The sequence below is a fragment of the Pedobacter sp. NEAU-ZC8 genome, from assembly GCF_059278965.1.
Genome location: NZ_JCAJXC010000024.1, coordinates 57,242 through 73,461 on the forward strand (window position 1 = coordinate 57,242; position 16,220 = coordinate 73,461).

Annotated in this window: 21 protein-coding genes; 8 read left to right on the top strand and 13 right to left on the bottom strand. The window is 44.8% G+C overall.

The genetic code is table 11. The annotated features are described in order from the left end of the window. The first annotated feature begins 57 nt into the window (after window positions 1–57). Both gltS and AC5WJX_RS16560 read left to right on the top strand, forming a co-directional pair. The gene (gltS, locus tag AC5WJX_RS16555) at window positions 58–1,257 is read left to right on the top strand and encodes a sodium/glutamate symporter (protein WP_494485408.1); all 1,200 of its coding nucleotides are present in this window, start codon (window positions 58–60) and stop codon (window positions 1,255–1,257) included. A gap of 100 nt (window positions 1,258–1,357) precedes the next feature. Next, window positions 1,358–1,555 (top strand): DUF5808 domain-containing protein, encoded by a 198-nt coding sequence (locus AC5WJX_RS16560; RefSeq protein ID WP_440427927.1) that lies wholly within the window; start codon window positions 1,358–1,360, stop codon window positions 1,553–1,555. Between the two features lie 8 nt (window positions 1,556–1,563). On the opposite strand, the gene AC5WJX_RS16565 is transcribed toward AC5WJX_RS16560, so the two are convergent. From AC5WJX_RS16565 to AC5WJX_RS16580, 4 genes are all read right to left on the bottom strand, one after another. Beyond that, a complete protein-coding gene (locus AC5WJX_RS16565; protein ID WP_494485409.1) occupies window positions 1,564–2,004 on the bottom strand; it encodes a VOC family protein in 441 nt (146 codons plus the stop codon). Next, window positions 1,979–2,428 (bottom strand): SRPBCC family protein, encoded by a 450-nt coding sequence (locus AC5WJX_RS16570; RefSeq protein ID WP_440427923.1) that lies wholly within the window; start codon window positions 2,426–2,428, stop codon window positions 1,979–1,981. The genes AC5WJX_RS16565 and AC5WJX_RS16570 overlap by 26 nt, the downstream gene beginning before the upstream one ends. Before the next feature lie 89 nt (window positions 2,429–2,517). After that, a complete protein-coding gene (locus AC5WJX_RS16575; protein ID WP_494485410.1) occupies window positions 2,518–2,913 on the bottom strand; it encodes a DoxX family protein in 396 nt (131 codons plus the stop codon). Window positions 2,914–2,924: 11 nt separating this feature from the next. Next, window positions 2,925–3,356, bottom strand: coding sequence for an SRPBCC family protein (locus AC5WJX_RS16580; RefSeq protein ID WP_494485411.1), 432 nt, complete (start codon window positions 3,354–3,356; stop codon window positions 2,925–2,927). 155 nt (window positions 3,357–3,511) lie between these two features. On the opposite strand from AC5WJX_RS16580, the gene AC5WJX_RS16585 reads away from it, so the two are divergent. After that, window positions 3,512–4,498, top strand: coding sequence for a GlxA family transcriptional regulator (locus AC5WJX_RS16585; protein WP_494485412.1), 987 nt, complete (start codon window positions 3,512–3,514; stop codon window positions 4,496–4,498). 13 nt (window positions 4,499–4,511) lie between these two features. Here the strand turns inward: AC5WJX_RS16585 and AC5WJX_RS16590 are convergent, their stop codons facing one another. Both AC5WJX_RS16590 and AC5WJX_RS16595 read right to left on the bottom strand, forming a co-directional pair. Further along, window positions 4,512–5,603, bottom strand: coding sequence for an NHL repeat-containing protein (locus AC5WJX_RS16590; protein ID WP_494485413.1), 1,092 nt, complete (start codon window positions 5,601–5,603; stop codon window positions 4,512–4,514). 122 nt (window positions 5,604–5,725) lie between these two features. Then, window positions 5,726–6,622, bottom strand: coding sequence for an EamA family transporter (locus AC5WJX_RS16595; RefSeq protein ID WP_494485414.1), 897 nt, complete (start codon window positions 6,620–6,622; stop codon window positions 5,726–5,728). Between the two features lie 165 nt (window positions 6,623–6,787). Between AC5WJX_RS16595 and AC5WJX_RS16600 the strand changes: the two genes are divergently transcribed. Beyond that, window positions 6,788–8,428: an amidohydrolase gene (locus AC5WJX_RS16600; RefSeq protein WP_494485415.1), complete on the top strand. Its 1,641-nt coding sequence runs from the start codon at window positions 6,788–6,790 to the stop codon at window positions 8,426–8,428. Between the two features lie 31 nt (window positions 8,429–8,459). Here AC5WJX_RS16600 and AC5WJX_RS16605 read toward each other — a convergent pair whose 3' ends face one another. Beyond that, window positions 8,460–9,230, bottom strand: a complete 771-nt coding sequence (locus AC5WJX_RS16605) for an alpha/beta hydrolase (RefSeq protein WP_494485416.1) — start codon at window positions 9,228–9,230, stop codon at window positions 8,460–8,462. A 244-nt stretch (window positions 9,231–9,474) separates the two neighbouring features. Here AC5WJX_RS16605 and AC5WJX_RS16610 point away from each other — a divergent pair, with 244 nt between their 5' ends. Then, window positions 9,475–10,119: a DUF4468 domain-containing protein gene (locus AC5WJX_RS16610; RefSeq protein ID WP_494485417.1), complete on the top strand. Its 645-nt coding sequence runs from the start codon at window positions 9,475–9,477 to the stop codon at window positions 10,117–10,119. Window positions 10,120–10,516: 397 nt separating this feature from the next. After that, the gene (locus AC5WJX_RS16615) at window positions 10,517–11,302 is read left to right on the top strand and encodes an alpha/beta fold hydrolase (protein WP_494485418.1); all 786 of its coding nucleotides are present in this window, start codon (window positions 10,517–10,519) and stop codon (window positions 11,300–11,302) included. 124 nt (window positions 11,303–11,426) lie between these two features. Here the strand turns inward: AC5WJX_RS16615 and AC5WJX_RS16620 are convergent, their stop codons facing one another. Together AC5WJX_RS16620 and AC5WJX_RS16625 are read right to left on the bottom strand one after the other, a co-directional pair. Beyond that, window positions 11,427–11,783 (bottom strand): nuclear transport factor 2 family protein, encoded by a 357-nt coding sequence (locus AC5WJX_RS16620; RefSeq protein ID WP_494485419.1) that lies wholly within the window; start codon window positions 11,781–11,783, stop codon window positions 11,427–11,429. 96 nt (window positions 11,784–11,879) lie between these two features. Then, entirely contained in the window at window positions 11,880–12,278 is a 399-nt protein-coding gene (locus tag AC5WJX_RS16625; protein WP_494485420.1) for a winged helix-turn-helix transcriptional regulator, read from the bottom strand. A 129-nt stretch (window positions 12,279–12,407) separates the two neighbouring features. On the opposite strand from AC5WJX_RS16625, the gene AC5WJX_RS16630 reads away from it, so the two are divergent. After that, on the top strand, window positions 12,408–13,157 hold the full coding sequence (locus AC5WJX_RS16630) for an SDR family NAD(P)-dependent oxidoreductase (RefSeq protein ID WP_494485421.1): 750 nt from the start codon (window positions 12,408–12,410) through the stop codon (window positions 13,155–13,157). 50 nt (window positions 13,158–13,207) lie between these two features. On the opposite strand, the gene AC5WJX_RS16635 is transcribed toward AC5WJX_RS16630, so the two are convergent. The 3 genes from AC5WJX_RS16635 to AC5WJX_RS16645 form a co-directional block, all read right to left on the bottom strand. Beyond that, window positions 13,208–13,765 carry a pyridoxamine 5'-phosphate oxidase family protein gene (locus AC5WJX_RS16635; RefSeq protein ID WP_494485422.1) on the bottom strand — a complete coding sequence of 186 codons (558 nt, stop codon included), beginning with the start codon at window positions 13,763–13,765 and terminating at the stop codon, window positions 13,208–13,210. A 76-nt stretch (window positions 13,766–13,841) separates the two neighbouring features. Continuing rightward, entirely contained in the window at window positions 13,842–14,165 is a 324-nt protein-coding gene (locus AC5WJX_RS16640) for a nuclear transport factor 2 family protein (protein ID WP_494485423.1), read from the bottom strand. A 23-nt stretch (window positions 14,166–14,188) separates the two neighbouring features. Then, window positions 14,189–14,983 carry an SDR family oxidoreductase gene (locus AC5WJX_RS16645; RefSeq protein WP_494485424.1) on the bottom strand — a complete coding sequence of 265 codons (795 nt, stop codon included), beginning with the start codon at window positions 14,981–14,983 and terminating at the stop codon, window positions 14,189–14,191. Between the two features lie 176 nt (window positions 14,984–15,159). Here AC5WJX_RS16645 and AC5WJX_RS16650 point away from each other — a divergent pair, with 176 nt between their 5' ends. After that, complete coding sequence (locus AC5WJX_RS16650; RefSeq protein WP_494485425.1) at window positions 15,160–15,573, top strand: winged helix-turn-helix transcriptional regulator; 414 nt, start codon at window positions 15,160–15,162, stop codon at window positions 15,571–15,573. A gap of 146 nt (window positions 15,574–15,719) precedes the next feature. On the opposite strand, the gene AC5WJX_RS16655 is transcribed toward AC5WJX_RS16650, so the two are convergent. Next, on the bottom strand, window positions 15,720–16,220 hold a 501-nt coding region (locus tag AC5WJX_RS16655), incomplete at its 5' end, for a transposase (RefSeq protein WP_494485426.1).

A 16,220-nucleotide genomic window follows, 5' to 3' on the forward strand; every position in this document is an offset into this window, starting at 1 on the left:
GGGTCTTCAAGTATGCTTCAGATTTTTTATATTGGCAAAAACCTATAAAATCACGCTATGACCTTTGGATTGTTTGAAACGTTAGCCTTTGCCTGTCTTGTTCTGCTTCTGGGATTTTTTATCGTAAAAAAAGTCAGCTTTTTTAGAAATTACAACATTCCCGAACCTGTTGTTGGAGGTTTTTTTATTGCCCTTATCCTTTATATTTTAAATTATACAACCGGCCTTAGTTTCAGCTTTGAAGGCACCCTGCAATCTACCATGATGCTTATTTTCTTTGCTTCGATCGGATTAAGTGCGGACTTCGAAAAGTTAAAAAAGGGGGGCAGACCCTTGATGGTTTTCATCATACTAACGGGCTCGTTCATTATGGTCCAGAATATAGCGGGTGTGTCAATTGCCTCTTTGGTGGGGCTAAATCCGGTATACGGACTTATTGCGGGCTCCATAACACTGACCGGAGGGCATGGTACAGGTGCTGCCTGGGCGGAAAATCTTACCGAGACTTTTCAGATCAGTGGTGCCCTCGAATTAGCCATGGCTTGTGCAACTTATGGCTTGGTGATGGGTGGCGTTATCGGAGGTCCGGTTGCAAAGTTCCTGCTGAAGAAAAAACATATTACACCAGCTAAGGAAGTGGAAGTTCAGGCTCAACCAGTAGAGATGTTTGAAAATCCGGTTTCCAACAGGAGGATAAATGTTCGAAACATGATTGAGACCCTGACGATGTTAGCGATATGTTTGGCCCTGGGACAACTCTTATATGAATCTCTAGAGGACACGTGGTTTGAGCTACCCAATTTCGTATGGTGTTTATTTATTGGTGTCATTATCCGTAACACCCTCACCCGTTTATCTACCTATATCGTAAATGATCATGCCGTGGATGTTCTTGGGAATACCGGGTTATACTTGTTTTTGGCCGTTGCTTTAATGTCTCTACAGTTGTGGCAATTACAGGGCTTAGCCTCTCAGGTGCTGATCGTGCTTGTGCTTCAAACGGTGCTGATGGTTTTGTTTGCAATATTTATAACCTATAGGGTGATGGGGAGAGATTATGATGCAATTGTACTGAGTGCCGGACATTGTGGGTTCGGTCTCGGTGCAACGCCAACTGCGGTTGCTAACATGCAAGCCATAACGGACAAATATGGACCATCACATAAGGCATTTTTGATTGTTCCTATGGTTGGAGCCTTTTTTGTTGATATCTTAAACAATGTTTGCATCAAATTATTCGTAAGCTACCTCGCATAAATAATCTAATAAAACCTGAGCAGCAAGACCTGATGATCTGGTATATGACTGTCGATCAATAATGCTTGATTTTAGCTGAAATTGTTTTAAATTGTAAGGGATGAATAATATAGAACCAAGCGAAAACCCGCAGTTTTATAAATGGGGTGTTTTCTATTACAATCCTGACGATGAGCGCATCTTAGTGCCTAAGAGGGTTAAAGCTATGGGTTGGACCTTCAACTTCGCTAAGCCGGAGGTATATCACTTTTTGTTCATTGTAGGCATTGTAATCTGGTTAACTAATAGCTTCGGCTAACAGCTGCGCTACCGCAAACTCAGTATCCAGTTTACCTGAAAAGCATCGGTCACTTCCAGCAATATTTGCGTCTCTTGATCTATGGTCTGGAGCCAACCATTATTTGCTGCTAACTTTTCTCCAAAAGAACATCGCTCCTCTACATTTCTGCAAGGCAGAAATATCGAAATATGGTTTCCGATCTTTCTGCCTTCGTTATGAACGAGGTCCGAGCCATGGATGATGAGCCGTTCCGAAACTAGTGAGCCGATAATGACGGGTGTCTTGGTAAGATCATCTAAGACTTTTTCAAAAACATCAAAGTGTAGCATGCCGCCAAAGCAGCTCTGATAGAACGTAAGTGCAGCTCTGCAGTTCCCTGGAAAGGTAATGAACACGCCACTTCTCGAAATGCTTTTACATTGCTGCCGCATAACCAGGAAATCAGGCATCTGGAATTTCAGGTTCAACCAGCCTTTTGAGCTTGTCCAGGCACTCTTGCCAACCCAAGTAACACATGTCGGCAGGGATGACCTCTGGGATACCGCTTTGTTCGATCTTGAGCTCGGTGCCCGCAGATACGGCATTTAACGACACTATGGTCGTGATCTCGCCCGGAAGGGCGGGATCGTCAAACTTGTCCGAATACTTGATGAACTCGTTTGCCCTAATTTCCTGGAATTCGCCGCCAAAGGATTGTGCAGTTCCTGTTGTGAAATTCACGAAGGACATTTTAAACTGTCCGCCTTCCCTGAAGTCCATTTCGTGAATTTGGCACAAGAAGCCATAGGGTGGATACCAACTTGGTATGGCTAAGGGATCGGCGAAAGCACGGAAAACTTTTTCTGGGCTTGCCTGAAGTACCCGGTGTAATGTTACGGTGTTATTTTTCATTTTACTTGGGATTAGTGTAGTCGAATTAACTTATTAATAGATCCTGTGTACCAGTTAGGAGTCGATCTGGGTTGTTAAGGTGACTTTGTTCAATAGCTCGGAAAGCCAGTATGCCGGGCTTCTTGAAGCTTTCGGTTATAGAGGTATGAAACTGCAAGGATTGCCAGAAACACAAGTGGCATCAGCATAAAACCAACGTTTTTATCTACGCATGCATGACTGATGAACGCAAATATGAGGTTGAAGGATAATCCTGCATAAGCCCATTCCTTCAGCAACCCAGGGGTATTTGGGTACGCGATCGCGATTACGCCAAGCACTTTACAGATGATTAAGGTGTACGCGAAATAATCAGGATAGCCCAAAGGCTTTGTTCCCGCATTGAAATATTCATGTGCGAACAGGAGGGTGCCCAAAGGCATTAGGCCTTCCCAAAGTACCAGGATCAGGGTGGCGGTCCAAAAAATGACCTTCATCTTTTTCATGATATCGTGATTTAGTTTAGATTATATTTTGATGAGACGTAATTCACGAAGTTGTCGAGGATAGCTTGCCAGCCTTGCTTTTGCATATCCGGATCGTTTTCCTCCTCTGCATCGAAGCTGCTTGTAATGGTTGTTGTGCCATTTTTCGCCACAAACCAGGTGGTTACCCTTCTTCCATCCGACATGGTATAACTAATCTCCTGAAGTGGCTCAATCTTGTCATACTCGCCTTCGAAGTCGAAGCCAAAGCTTCCATCCCTGGCTTCCATCCGGTGTTTAAACTTGCCGCCTACGCTGAGGTTGTTTTCACTGGCTGGACAATGCCAGCTCGGGTCTGCAGCATTCCACTGCATGATGTCTTTTGGATCATTCCAGGCTTTCCACACCTTTGAAACCGGAGCATTTACGGTTGCTTCTACCGTGATCTTTCTTGCTGTTGTCATGGCTATCTCTTTTTAATTGAATAATTTACAAAACAAAGTTGCTGACAGTTTCAAGGTTTAGGCTATTGTAAAAACGACAATTTAGGGGTGGATTACGACAATACAATATGTAACTTGTCGAGCAGCACGGATAAGTCATTGTAACAATTAAAATTATGCGTATTTCGGTCTTTGTTCCCAACCACGGGGTGATTGAAGCCATCACACCACCATTTAGAACATTTAATACAGCGAATGAATTCCTTGCCACATCTGGCAAAAGGCCCATCTTTGAAGTTGAGTATGTGGGCTTAACTGAATATGTAAGCGCCAGCGGGGGCGAATACATGGTTAAAACAGGCAGGCTTTTAAAGGACCTGGCGGAAACCGACCTGCTGGTCATACCACCAACATTCGGAAATCCCGAGTTGGGTATTCAGGCGAATGCAGAAGCAATCCCGTTTTTTAGAGCGCTCCACCAAAAAGGTGCTTCACTTGCCAGTTTGTGTGCGGGCGCCTTTTTACTTGCGGAAACCGGGTTGCTGAATGGCAGGAAGTGTTCAACCCATTGGGCACACATTGCAGCGTTCAGAGAAAGATATCCACAGGTCGAGGTCGAAGATGGTGCCGTAATCACTGAACACGATAATATTTATAGCAGCGGAGGTGCCAGTAGCTTATGGAACCTGATCCTGTATCTGGTCGAAAAGTTCTCCGACAGGGAAACTGCAGTGATGATATCGAAGTATTTCGCAATAGATATTGGAAGGGACAGCCAGTCGCAATTCGCCATTTTCAAAGGTCAGCGTGACCATAACGATCAAGGCATCAGGCAGGTGCAGGATTACATCGAAAAGAATTACGAGGAAAGAATAACGGTCGAAGAACTTGCAGCACTCATGCTTGTTGGTCGAAGGACCTTTGAGCGGAGGTTTAAGGAGGCAACCAATAATACCCCACTGGAGTACATACAGCGGGTAAGAATAGAGGCCGCAAAGAAATTCTTTGAGGCCTCACGCAAGAATGTGTCCGATGTGATGTATGACGTTGGTTATTCGGATACCAAGGCATTCCGCGACGTGTTCAAAAAAGTTACTGGTCTTACGCCCATTGAGTATAGGAACAGGTTTGCAAGACCAGTTTTAACTGATGGCTACGTCTGATTGGCGCCATTGGCTACTCTTTAGCCAGGGAAATCATCTGAATGACATGGCCTTGTTGAGAGGGGAATCCAGGATCTCCCATAAAATCAGGATGAGCGGCGAAGTATAATATGTTATTTTCTATTGCGAAACCATTGGGTGTAAGTAGGTCGACACTGTCTGCTGGACCTTCAGCTGGCCTATTGAATGAATCAGTTTCGGGTAAACCCGCGAATGGCGCAAGGTTCCCGCTAGCTGAAAGTTTTTGTATCTGGTTGTTGGTGGAAACGAACAAGCTCCCATCATTTAAGGCCAAAAGCCCGTTGCCGATTACTGATGTCGTTTTCTTTATCGCTGTAAGTTTACCTTTATCACTTAGCCTATAGATGCCTGCTCCGCCAACATAAATCTCGCTCTTCTCGTTAATAGATATGCTACTAAAACTCCAGTTTGGGGCTCCGGTGCCGGAAGGTCCACCAGAGCTAAGCGTACTTACTTTACCAGAAGGACTGATTCTCCGGATCTGGTTTATCCCATTATCAAACACAAATATAGTTCCATCAGTACATACCCCTATACTGCTTAGTCTGGCGAATTTAGCTGTTTTTGCTGGCCCATCTTGGTAGCCGAACGTTGTGCCTGCCACAGTGGTCACCATGCCATCCATAGTGACTTTACGAACCTTTAAGTACTCAGCAACGTAGATGTTCCCATCCGGGCCAAAAGCCATACTTGTAGGTAGCTCAAATGTCGCAAGATCTTTCAAGCCATCGCGAGATTCTCCGCCTAGTGGATCACCAGCTAAGGTTGTTACCGTTCCATCACTGATCCTGATCTTACGGATGATGTAAGAATCCAGGGCATAAAGAAAGCCATCTTTGACCAATAATTGCTGTAAACTCATAAATCCAGCCTGGTCACGGATCCCATCGTTATGATTGAAGTTGTCGGGGTTTCCCGCTAATGTATATACGTAATGTGGTTTCAAGGCTCCAGTTGGCAGATCATATGCCGGGGTATTCAACCCATGATTTTCGCTACTGCTGAGCGGAACATCTTTTTCGCAACCTGACAGGGCCAGCATTATGCACAATGCTGCCAGTGTTGAAGTATAAATATTTTTCATTACCAGGTAGTTATATGGTTGATTGGTCTATTCAATTTACGAACAAAGAATCCAACTTTTAATACCTACTGATAGCGATATCCCTACCGAACTCCCATCGTTGATGTCCGTTAAGAGTTCTATTACTTACTCGACTGAAGGCTCTTGATATTCATCAATACGATAGCAGCGATGATCAATAGTATGCCGACCCATTGCACAAGATTTACCGGTTCCTTCAACAAGATATAGGCAAACATCACAGACACGGGAAGTTCTACAGAAGCGATGATGGTGCCCAGCCCTATACCGGTATGCGGCATGCCACTGGTAAAAAGCAGCGGTGGCAGGATGGTACCAAATAGAGCCAGGAAGACACCCCAGGGCCAGTAAATTCCGAAGTTGAAATTCTTATACGATGATGTAGCGCCGAAGATGAGTACAATGATAATTAAACCACCCACCAGTAACCAAAGGCTTCGTTTTATGGAAGGCAGGTGCGCAGCAATGCTATTCGAAGAATATAAAGAGATGGTATAGGACAAGCCTGCTGCAAAACCCCAGGCAATGCCAACCCAGTTGAGTTCATGAGCCGCAGAAAAGATGTTTGTGGCAAGGGCAGTGCCGATCAGCACAATGAAGGTGGCCACGATCTTTCTTTTGGAAGGCCATTTTTTGTCCAGCACCGCCTCAAGTAAAATGCCCATCCAAACCGACTGCATCAAAAGTACAATACCCACTGAAACGGGAATGTATTTCACTGAAAAGTAGTAGAAGATACTGGTAAGTCCCAGCGATGTTCCCCCGATAATAAGTTTTAAGATCGAATATCGATCCGTTGATTCATGTTTTTTCGCTGGGCTCTTAAACAGCGTTTGCAGGAGCAGCATGACTGCTAATCCAATGGAGAACTGTGCAGTAGAAACTTGTGCGGTTGTAAATCCTTTTGCATAGGCTAATTTGACTACGGTCGCCAGTGCACCGTAGCTGGAAGCACCTAACCCGACCAGTAATGCTCCTTTTAATACATTTTTCTCCATTTATTATCGCTTGTAAATCTTGCTGCAAAGAAACCGAATCTAAATTATCCTTATATCAGATGGGTGTATTATTGCTGCTTAGTAGCTGACGGTAAAGAAATAATTTAATTATTTCATTGATTACCAGAGCAGTATGATGTATTTTTATTTAGAAAATGATGGGCTATGAAGCCGTTACTCACAATATTCCTACTGCTAATGGCGCCGAGTTGCCATGCACAGGTCGCCGATCTGATATTTTATGGCGGAAAGATCTTTACTTCCGACACTACCAATCTTTACGTACAAGCGATAGCAATTAAGGATGGCCGGATCCTGGCAACAGGCAGCAACGCTGCAATGGAAAAATATCAAGCTGGCAGCACAAAACGAATTGATCTTGCCGGTAAGCTTATGGTTCCAGGGTTTAATGATGCACATAACCATCTGCCAAATGCGCTGAAGTCTACCATGATCCATCTGAAGGGAATGAATCCATCCTGGGAGGCTTTAGTAGATTCCATCAGGCTTGCCCTGAAACATACCCCTAAGGGACAGTTTATTACCGCCAGCATAGGACTTGATATTGCCAAAAGCCCAGATGCAACCCGCTTTAGTTTAGATAAACTGGCACCTGATCACCCGGTTTTGCTTTTATCCTGGTGGGGGCATATGGGTATTTTCAATACCATGGCCATGGAGAAATTCGGGATCGGGACCACTCAGCAGGATCCTAAGGGTGGATTTTATGAGCGCCTGCCAGATGGCAAAACCCTGACCGGTAAAGCCTATGAAAAGAACGCTTATTGGCCGAATACCAGCTACAAAAAGATAATGGCCATGCGGGATGATGGAAGGCTGGTAGCAAACCTCCGCAATTTAAGTCAGGATCTACTGAGCCTGGGTATTACCTCCTTTCAGAATATGTGTACCGGTGCCAAAGCAGATGATTTTGTACAATACTGGAAGAAAGCTGGCTTGCCGCTGCGAATGCGACTTATACGCTGGGGGGATATCAATCCAGATGGCAGCCTAGATATTCCTTCCAAACAGCTGCCGGTCAAAGTTGAAGGCCTGCCTTTGCTTCGCGTCAGCGGGACCAAATGGCTCCTTGAAGGCACCCCGCTAGAGCAAGGCGCTGCGCAGCTGGCTGCTTATCCCGGTTCAGATAATTGGCATGGTCGGATGAACTATACGGTTCTTGAAATGGAAAGGATGATCCAGGAAGCTATCACACGTAAAGATCAGATTTGCTTTCATATTGGCGGTACCAAAACCATTGGAGTGCTTTTGGAACTGATGAGCAAGGTAGATGTCGACTGGCCGTCCTTGCGGCCGAGATTTGAGCATGGGGACGAGGTTGATTATTCACCGGAGTACCTGAATGAAGTGCGTCGCCTCGGGATAATTGTCGTACAAAATCCTACCCACTTTGGATCTGTCCCCGGCATGCCTTTGCCTCCGCCAGGTACCAGTCATGGAATGGCGATGAAAACACTTGTGAAAGCAGGCATCCCGTTAGCGATAGGTTCTGATGGGCCGCATAATCCATACCTGAACATCATGCTGGCCATCACCCATCCAATGCGGCCTTCTGAAGCATTGAGCAGGGAAGAAGCCGTAATTGCATACACGAAAACAGCGGCATATGCGGAATTCCAGGAGCAGGATAAGGGTAGCTTAACCAAAGGAAAGTTTGCTGATCTGGCCGTTTTGTCGCAGGACATCTTCACTGTGCCATTAAATGAACTCATGAAGACCCGAAGTCTATTGACCCTTGTTAATGGCGAGATCGCGTTTGATGCAGGACTGATCGGATCTAAGTAATCACGCCGCAAGCTAGTATAAAGAATTCTTATTAAAGACTTTCAAACCATGTCAGGATATCACTGGAGACATTTTGCCAGCCTGGCTCTCCACAAATGAAATGACTTTTATCCTCATAGATCTTTAAATCCACCCGGCTATTTATATCCCTGTACCGACCGGCAATAGTCTGCGTAAGTGATGCTGGAAAAATATGATCCTGACCTCCGGCGATAAACAAGATTGGGACATGTGTTTTTTTAAAGTCTATGTTGGAAAAGGAGTCCAACACAAGCTGCCGACTGACCTTAAAGCTCTCCGGGACAGCATATTTTTCATAGGCTGCAGTTTTTTCCGCCTCCGGGATCGTATTAAAGAAGGCATAATTATACCATTCACGACTCCCAAGAAAATAGCTTTTCGAAGAGAAGAACCCGAAAGCAGGTAATACTGTTTTGAGCGTTTGAAAGGGCGGGAAGACGTTTTTAGGTGGCGCACCATCAATGTTCACCGCCGCCGCTGCTTTCCCCATTTCCACAAGTTTTAACACAGCCATACCTGCCATAGAATGACCGATAATCAAAGGCTTTTCCGGCAGTTTATCAATGAATTTCGCCAGATTATTCACGATGTCTTTGAAGCCTGTTTTTGTTAGATCAGGATGAATCTTCATCCTAAGTTCTCTAGGTACACCTTCATGTCCGGGGTTGGCAGGTGTATAAACCGAGTAACCTTTTTGCTTATAGTAACTGCTCCAATCTGTCCAGGTGTTATTGTTCACAAAGTTCCCATGTATGAGAACAACCGTTTTTGAAAGTGCCATGGGTGTTACGTTTAGCTTAGCATACATGAATTTACAGAAATAATATTGAAACACTTAATGATCAGGCGTTTAACATAAGTTCTTTCTGGCGAATAGCTACAACTAGTGATTCATAAAAAATCAAAACGATGTTAGATATGACCTATATCAATAGCGGATCATGAAAAACGCTGGCCTAGTTTATAAGCGATTATTCAAGTATTTTCAATCAAGGGGAAATTTTTTATCTTCATAAAAAGATCTCATGAAACCTAACAAATTAATACTCTTAAGCTTGTTTATATTGTCATCAAGCCTATATTCTTTCTCACAAGATGCTATAACCTGGAGTACGCACAGAAATGGAAGTACCGTTCCTGATACCGTTGCACTAGAAGACTACCTCCCTTTGAAAGATGGGAACGTGTATGTGGAAGCCGTAGTGGAACTTCCAAATACCACTAAACAGGAGTTGTTTTCGAGAGCTAAACTTGCCGTGCAGAAGACCTTCGCAGGAAACAAATTGGGTACGTCCAATTATGATCTGGAATCCGGCATATGCAGCATCAATAATTTTTACGATATCAGCGACAGAACCTTTATGGGTTCTTTGAGTGATGATCCGACTACTGACAAATACAATTTCAATGCGCTGTTGTTTATAATCGTTAAGGACGGAAAGTATAAGATCAAGATGGAAGTGCCACAGTATACTTATGGGCAATCTTTGAAGTACAACAGTTATGAGGACTTTGTATCCCACAGTATGCCGGTGCGTAACCTTGCTAATTCTCGGCAGAGTTTAAAGCGTCAAAGAATGCGGGTTCTAAAAACGCTGAACGAAAAGATGCTGACGACTTTTAACTTAATTCAAAAGGAAATGGAGAAGAAGCTTGATACAGATTTTTAAAGCTGATTTCCATTGATAGGCTATTCTATGTGTTCGCAAACGCTTGCTAATATCTGGTTGGTTTCCTTATAAAAATTCGTAACTTAACTGAAAAAGAGGCAGTTATGTAAGCAGTCCTGTTTAAGAAACCGCTGAGAACATAGATCAGTATTTCACCATGCATTTGTCAGGAGGCTATTGATCTTCGAAATCCAAATAGGTCGCTGCACAATTTGAATTACTTCATCCCAATGCTGAACATATAAGCAGCTAATCTTGAGGAACAAACGCTCCGGTCACACGTATCAACGACGCTGACCTACAATGAAGGGCCAAAGCACATGAGCTTATTGAACCCAGAAGAAGGGTTGGGAAGACTGTGCTGCTGGTTTGTTTCAACAATGCTAAAACTTGCATTATGCGTTTAAATATCAATTTCGGGCCAAACCTCCTCAAAGCTGCACTACTGGTTTGCAGTATGATGATGGTAACAGTTTCTAAGGCATCTGCTCAGAACCCTTCAGGCGTACGAAACGTTGTGCTGGTGAAAGGTGCATTTGTAGATGGGTCGGGCTGGGAGCAAACTTTCAACATACTCCACAGCAAGGGTTATCAGGTGAGTGTTGCACAAACGACGTTGACGACCTTTGAGGCTGATGTAGCTGCAGTAAAACGGGTCATCGATCTGCAGGAAGGGCCCTGTATTCTGGTGGGGCACAGCTATGGCGGCGCTGTGATCACGGTTGCCGGTAACGATCCTAAAGTAACCGGACTGGTGTATGTTGCTGCTCATGCACCCGACGAAGGTGAGTCGGAGGCGGGAAACGGAAAGCAGTTTCCTTCAGCTTATAAGTCCCTGATAAAAGGCACCGATGGCTGGGACTATATAGATCCAAAGATGTTCGCTGCGGATTTCTCCGCCGACCTGCCGAAAGCTAAAGCAGACTTTATGGCGAGGTCCCAAACGTCTACGGCAGATGTCGTATTTCATGCCATCATCAAAAATCCTGCATGGAAGACAAAGCCGGTCTGGTATGTGGTTGCGAAATCTGACAGGATCATCAACCCGGACCTCGAAAGAATGTATGCTAAAAGGGCTAAAAGCAAAAAGATCGTTGAGGTTGATGGTGCAAGCCATAGTGTTTACATCAGTCATGCGAAAACCGTTGCAGACCTGATCGTTGAAGCCAGTAATTTCAAATAACTTACATTTTTATTCATCACAGGAGCCACGGGCTTCGAACACTTGCAGTCGTTCAGCAAGTTATTCAAGACCAAAACGAATTTGTCGCCTGTAGAATTCAGGCAGTCTTATCAGTAGAGCAAACCTATAATTGCTGCGCCGGTATAACGAATGCCTTAACCTCGTGCAGCTTACCGTCACGGAATTTCCAGACATCGCAGTAGTCGTAATGATTTGTATTTCCGCTTTTGTCTTTCAAGCTTATCTTTCCAATTACGGTAACAAATTCTCCTTCCGCAACCGTATGTTCAACGTCGAAGACTGGTGGCTCTACATATACTTCTGCCATGTACTGTCTAACCGCTTCTTTACCGCGCAGGATGCGCTCGCCAAGAAAAGTCCATACCGTATCTTCTGTACAGTACGTCAAAAACCGCTCATAGTCGCCTTTCGCGACAAACGCGTTTGCTTCTTCGAGAATAGCTTTATTGTTTGCGTTCATATGTATAGAATTATTGTCATTGCCAATGGTTGTCAATTCAGATTTGTGCTGCCCGCTGGCATTAGCAACAGCATCCGCTCATAAACCAACTCCGCGTCAACAGTCCGCCTGGCAGGGTAACGCCTTAAGCTTCGGAATTTTACCATCACTAGCCAGCATTTCTTTTTCGATCTGTTTCTTACCCCAGGCGTGCAGGTGCGCGATAAAGGGGATCAATTCCTGGGCAGTCTCCGTCAAGGAATATTCGACTTTCGGAGGCACTTCATGATAAACCCTGCGGCTGATCAGGTTGTCTTCCTCCAGTTCTCGTAAGGTCTGTGTAAGCATCTTCGTGGTGATATCAGGCAAGGTCCTGCTCAGCTCCCCATAACGGAGTACCGTTTTCATATTCAGATACCATAAAATCCGGGCCTTGTATTTTCCGCCGATGCGTTTAAAGGCATAATCCACCGCACAAACCTGCGCGACTTCGGAAACGTTTATGTCATGTTTCATTTCGGGTGGTCTTGTAAGGTGTTGATAATCAATAATACATTATTTTTTGTTGGTAACATACTAAAAAGTACATACTTGCCAAAAGTATACCGTTCCGCTACTATTGCAGTTCATTTAATGTAAAAAGAAATGGACTTAAAACTAAAAAATAAAGTAGCAGTCGTTACCGGTGCATCAAAAGGCATTGGTGCAGGGATTGCAAAAGCGTTTGCACACGCTGGCACAAAACTCGTATTCAACTATGCTTCGGATAAAACAGGAGCGGAAAAGGTAGTGCAAGAGATCAAAGCGCTAGGCGCTGAGGCGATTGCCGTTCAAGCAGACATCAAAGATGCTGCAGCGGTGAAGCGGTTGTTTCAGGAAGTGAAAGATACTTTTGGTAAGCTGGATATCCTGGTAAATAATGCTGGAGTATATAAAATTGAGCCAATAGAGGAGGTCAGCGAGGAAAGCTTTCATGTACAGGTAAACACACATTTGTTTGGCAACTTTCTTTGCACACAACAGGCGGTAAAGCTGTTTGGCGAGCAGGGTGGAAGCATTATTAACATCAGCTCTACCGTGAGCCAGAATCCTGTTCCAGGTACTGTGGTTTATTCAGCGGCAAAAGCTGGGGTGGATGCCATGACCAAAGGACTTGCAAAGGAACTCGGACCGAAGAAGATCCGCATCAATACACTTGCGCCTGGCATGACGGAAACTGAAGGCACACGTGACGTGATCAGGGGTTCTGCGCTTGAACAGCAGATGCTGGCCATTACGCCCTTGGGCAGGTTAGGACTGCCGGAAGATATGGCCAAAGTCGCCTTGTTCCTGGCTTCCGATGATGCTGCCTGGGTTACCGGCGAAAGAATTACCGTCGCTGGCGGATTGTTATAAGCTAAATAAACAAAAGAGTCGTTCTGAAGACGACTCTTTTGTTTATTTCACTATTCCGCGGCGATCTGCAGGGCGGTTGGTAGGCCATCCAAACTGATCCGGTTCTTTTCCTCCTTGTATTTTTCTAAACCTTCGGGTCCTTTTTTCTCCGACCACTGGAATGCATGGTCACGCTCGCCACTGTAGTCGTACAAAGGGACACTAAAGCCGCAGGACGTTTGAACCATATGAATATCAGCCACAATGATCTGCCGGGCAGCGATCTTTAGATCGAATGCTTGCAGGAGTTCATCCCACATCTCACCGCCGGGCAGTATTGTCTGGCCTTCACCGTACAAACGTAAGATAAGCGGTGGGCCCTCAAAGGCGCAGAACATAAAAGTAATGCGGCCATTCTCCAGCATATGTGCGGAAGTTTCATTTCCACTCCCATTGATGTCCAGATACATCACCTGGGTATCACTCAATACCCTAAAACTGTCCAGCCCTTTGGGCGAGAGGTTTACATGACCTGCTGCGCTTAGCGGTGCGGTAGCGGTAAAGAACATTTTCTGTTTTTCGATAAAGTCTCTATGATGACTTTCGATCCTGGTAAATAGCTTTCCCATGGCGGATAAAATTAACAACTGTTAAAGTTAAGCTACTTCAGCGGTTTAACAAATAAAAGCTTTATCGCTGCTGCAGCTAACTTTTTACCTCAAGCTTCTCGATCAAGTCACCTGTAAAAGTATAGTGGAATTGCAAAACTATCGGGCTTCCCGGGAAAGTTCCCGAGACCTCTGAAATAAGTACGCCGCCATTGTCGACCTCAACGTAGCTAAGTGGTTTATGAACGCTCCGGTACTTATTACCAGTTTCCTCAAACCAGTTCTGAATTTCCAGACGGCCCCGGTGTTCTGCACCTTCATCAAAAACGATTGCGGTATCTGAATAACAATTTGCATAATCTGTACTGTTGAAGCTTGCTTGCGCTGCCAACAACGTAGTTAAAACTGTAGGTAAATTCATGGTGTTAAGATTTCTTTATCAGGTTAAATGGTTGGAATGGTTCCTCCGTCAATAATGTATTCGGTGCCTGTAAGATAACTTGCCCTTGGCGACACTAAAAAGCCAACAAGTTCTGCAACTTCCTCGGGCTTCGCAGGCCTTCCGCTTGGAATCCCGCCTAAGGCCTCCATCACACCCTGTGTTGCCTCCGCTACGGTAATGTTTGCACTTGCGGAAATACGTTCCATCATGCCACGGGCACCATCGGTCATTATCCACCCTGGGGAAACTGTAAGTACGCGTATGCCTTTCGGTGCAACCTCATTGGAAAGACTTTTACTGTAGTTTAGCAGTGCTGCTTTGGCAGCCGAATAGGGCAGGGTAGAATCATAAAGCGGAAGTCGGGCCTGAATAGAACCAATGTGGATGATCACCCCAGAACTCTGTGCAAGCATCTCCGGCAGAAAGCTCCGGTCTAATCTTACCGGCGCCAGCAGATTAGTGCTGATTGTTTCTTCCCAATCTTCATCACTCAACACAGCAAAGCCGCCGGATGGAGTTTCGGAGCCACCGAGATTGTTGACCAGGATGTCGACTTTCCCGAACCGCACTGTTACCTCTCGATATAGCTGCTGTGTTCCTTCAGGCTTACTCAGATCCGCTGCGATGAAATGTAGATCTTCTACATCCTCATGTGGTTTGTTCCTTGCGGAGATGATGACTCTTGCACCTGCTTTTAACAGCCGCTGCGCAATGGCTTTACCGGCACCCTTTGTGCCTCCCGTTACTAAGGCTAGCTTGCCGCTTAGTTCATTGCCGAAATTAAATTGCTGTTCCATATCTCTAAATTCAAAGTATTTGCTGTAGTAGGTTACATTTGTTCTATTGCGCTGATACGCAGTAGCCAGACAAATTTCCGCAGTACCCCTGGTTCAGGCAAGTACGGGCTTACGAATCAGATAGGGACAAATTTTTCCGTATTGTGCGCATCAAAATCTTAGCGTTATATTTGGATATGTATGAGAGAAAGACACTTCCGAACTTAAATTGCGGGCTCGATCTGGTCGGAGAAATTCTCTATGGGAAATGGAAAATTCGCTTGTTGTGGTTCATCAATCAGGGCCACAAACGCCCGGGTGAATTGCAGCGTAAGATCCCTGATGCTACCAGACGCGTCTTAAACCTGCAACTTAAGGAGCTCGAAATGCACGAACTCGTCACCCGCAAGATCTACCCGGTGATGCCTCCGAAGGTGGAGTATGAACTTACGGCCTTTGGGCAGACTTTAATTCCGGTGATTGATGCAATAGGATTGTGGGGCGATGAACATCAGGAACGTTTAAAAAGAGTAATCCTGTCGGGGCTTAATGCCCAGGAAGGCCTCATTCCAGTTGAAGATGCTGCCATCAACGATAAAGGAAATCCATGAATAAAAGAGGCCGTATCATTGAAAGATGAACGGCTTCTTTTTTTGTTGGTGCTGTTTAATTTGATTTTTAGACTTTTCCTAGTTATAAGATATTCAGGAATGCTTCGTGGATCTTTTTAGCTACTACACACGCAAAAACAGCCTTTCTAAGCTGCTTTTTTCCTTAAGTTTTGTGCTATCGCGAGTAAACCCCATTCGATCTCGACTTTTTCTTTACCCCGGAGCATAAAGCGGCGGAACCCATGGTTCTGTTTGATATTTGCGAAGACTGGCTCAACATCAAAGCATCGTTTCTTTCGATGCCTTATTCCTTGCTCACTGTTAAGTCGCTCATGAGCCTGTTGTTTTTGTCTTTTTAGGTTCACATTGATCTCGATGACCCGGTTGATTTTAGATTTATGGCAAGCTCCAATCAAAGGGCAGCTACTACAGTTTTTCGCTTGATATTGCCTGTATGTCTGGATGAACCCGTTGCCAGTCTTACGACTTCTATCACCAATATATTCCATTTGCTGACCCATCGGACAGATATATACATCTTGCTGCTTGTTGTAAAAGAGTCTATCTACATGGAACGGATACTTGTTTTTATAAGTCTCATTTTGGCCTTTATCGAACGTATTGTACTTCACATAGGCCTCAACTTG

Excerpts from the sequence above, each read along its gene's own strand:
- AC5WJX_RS16595 (WP_494485414.1), bottom strand. The coding sequence starts at position 6,622 with ATGGAGAAAAATGTATTAAAAGGAGCATTACTGGTCGGGTTAGGTGCT.
- AC5WJX_RS16645 (WP_494485424.1), bottom strand. The coding sequence starts at position 14,983 with ATGGAACAGCAATTTAATTTCGGCAATGAACTAAGCGGCAAGCTAGCC.
- AC5WJX_RS16635 (WP_494485422.1), bottom strand. The coding sequence starts at position 13,765 with ATGGGAAAGCTATTTACCAGGATCGAAAGTCATCATAGAGACTTTATC.
- gltS (WP_494485408.1), top strand. The coding sequence starts at position 58 with ATGACCTTTGGATTGTTTGAAACGTTAGCCTTTGCCTGTCTTGTTCTG.
- AC5WJX_RS16640 (WP_494485423.1), bottom strand. The coding sequence starts at position 14,165 with ATGAATTTACCTACAGTTTTAACTACGTTGTTGGCAGCGCAAGCAAGC.
- AC5WJX_RS16580 (WP_494485411.1), bottom strand. The coding sequence starts at position 3,356 with ATGACAACAGCAAGAAAGATCACGGTAGAAGCAACCGTAAATGCTCCG.
- AC5WJX_RS16590 (WP_494485413.1), bottom strand. The coding sequence starts at position 5,603 with ATGAAAAATATTTATACTTCAACACTGGCAGCATTGTGCATAATGCTG.
- AC5WJX_RS16630 (WP_494485421.1), top strand. The coding sequence starts at position 12,408 with ATGGACTTAAAACTAAAAAATAAAGTAGCAGTCGTTACCGGTGCATCA.
- AC5WJX_RS16575 (WP_494485410.1), bottom strand. The coding sequence starts at position 2,913 with ATGAAAAAGATGAAGGTCATTTTTTGGACCGCCACCCTGATCCTGGTA.
- AC5WJX_RS16605 (WP_494485416.1), bottom strand. The coding sequence starts at position 9,230 with ATGGCACTTTCAAAAACGGTTGTTCTCATACATGGGAACTTTGTGAAC.
- AC5WJX_RS16585 (WP_494485412.1), top strand. The coding sequence starts at position 3,512 with ATGCGTATTTCGGTCTTTGTTCCCAACCACGGGGTGATTGAAGCCATC.
- AC5WJX_RS16600 (WP_494485415.1), top strand. The coding sequence starts at position 6,788 with ATGAAGCCGTTACTCACAATATTCCTACTGCTAATGGCGCCGAGTTGC.
- AC5WJX_RS16615 (WP_494485418.1), top strand. The coding sequence starts at position 10,517 with ATGCGTTTAAATATCAATTTCGGGCCAAACCTCCTCAAAGCTGCACTA.
- AC5WJX_RS16610 (WP_494485417.1), top strand. The coding sequence starts at position 9,475 with ATGAAACCTAACAAATTAATACTCTTAAGCTTGTTTATATTGTCATCA.
- AC5WJX_RS16650 (WP_494485425.1), top strand. The coding sequence starts at position 15,160 with ATGTATGAGAGAAAGACACTTCCGAACTTAAATTGCGGGCTCGATCTG.
- AC5WJX_RS16560 (WP_440427927.1), top strand. The coding sequence starts at position 1,358 with ATGAATAATATAGAACCAAGCGAAAACCCGCAGTTTTATAAATGGGGT.
- AC5WJX_RS16625 (WP_494485420.1), bottom strand. The coding sequence starts at position 12,278 with ATGAAACATGACATAAACGTTTCCGAAGTCGCGCAGGTTTGTGCGGTG.
- AC5WJX_RS16620 (WP_494485419.1), bottom strand. The coding sequence starts at position 11,783 with ATGAACGCAAACAATAAAGCTATTCTCGAAGAAGCAAACGCGTTTGTC.
- AC5WJX_RS16570 (WP_440427923.1), bottom strand. The coding sequence starts at position 2,428 with ATGAAAAATAACACCGTAACATTACACCGGGTACTTCAGGCAAGCCCA.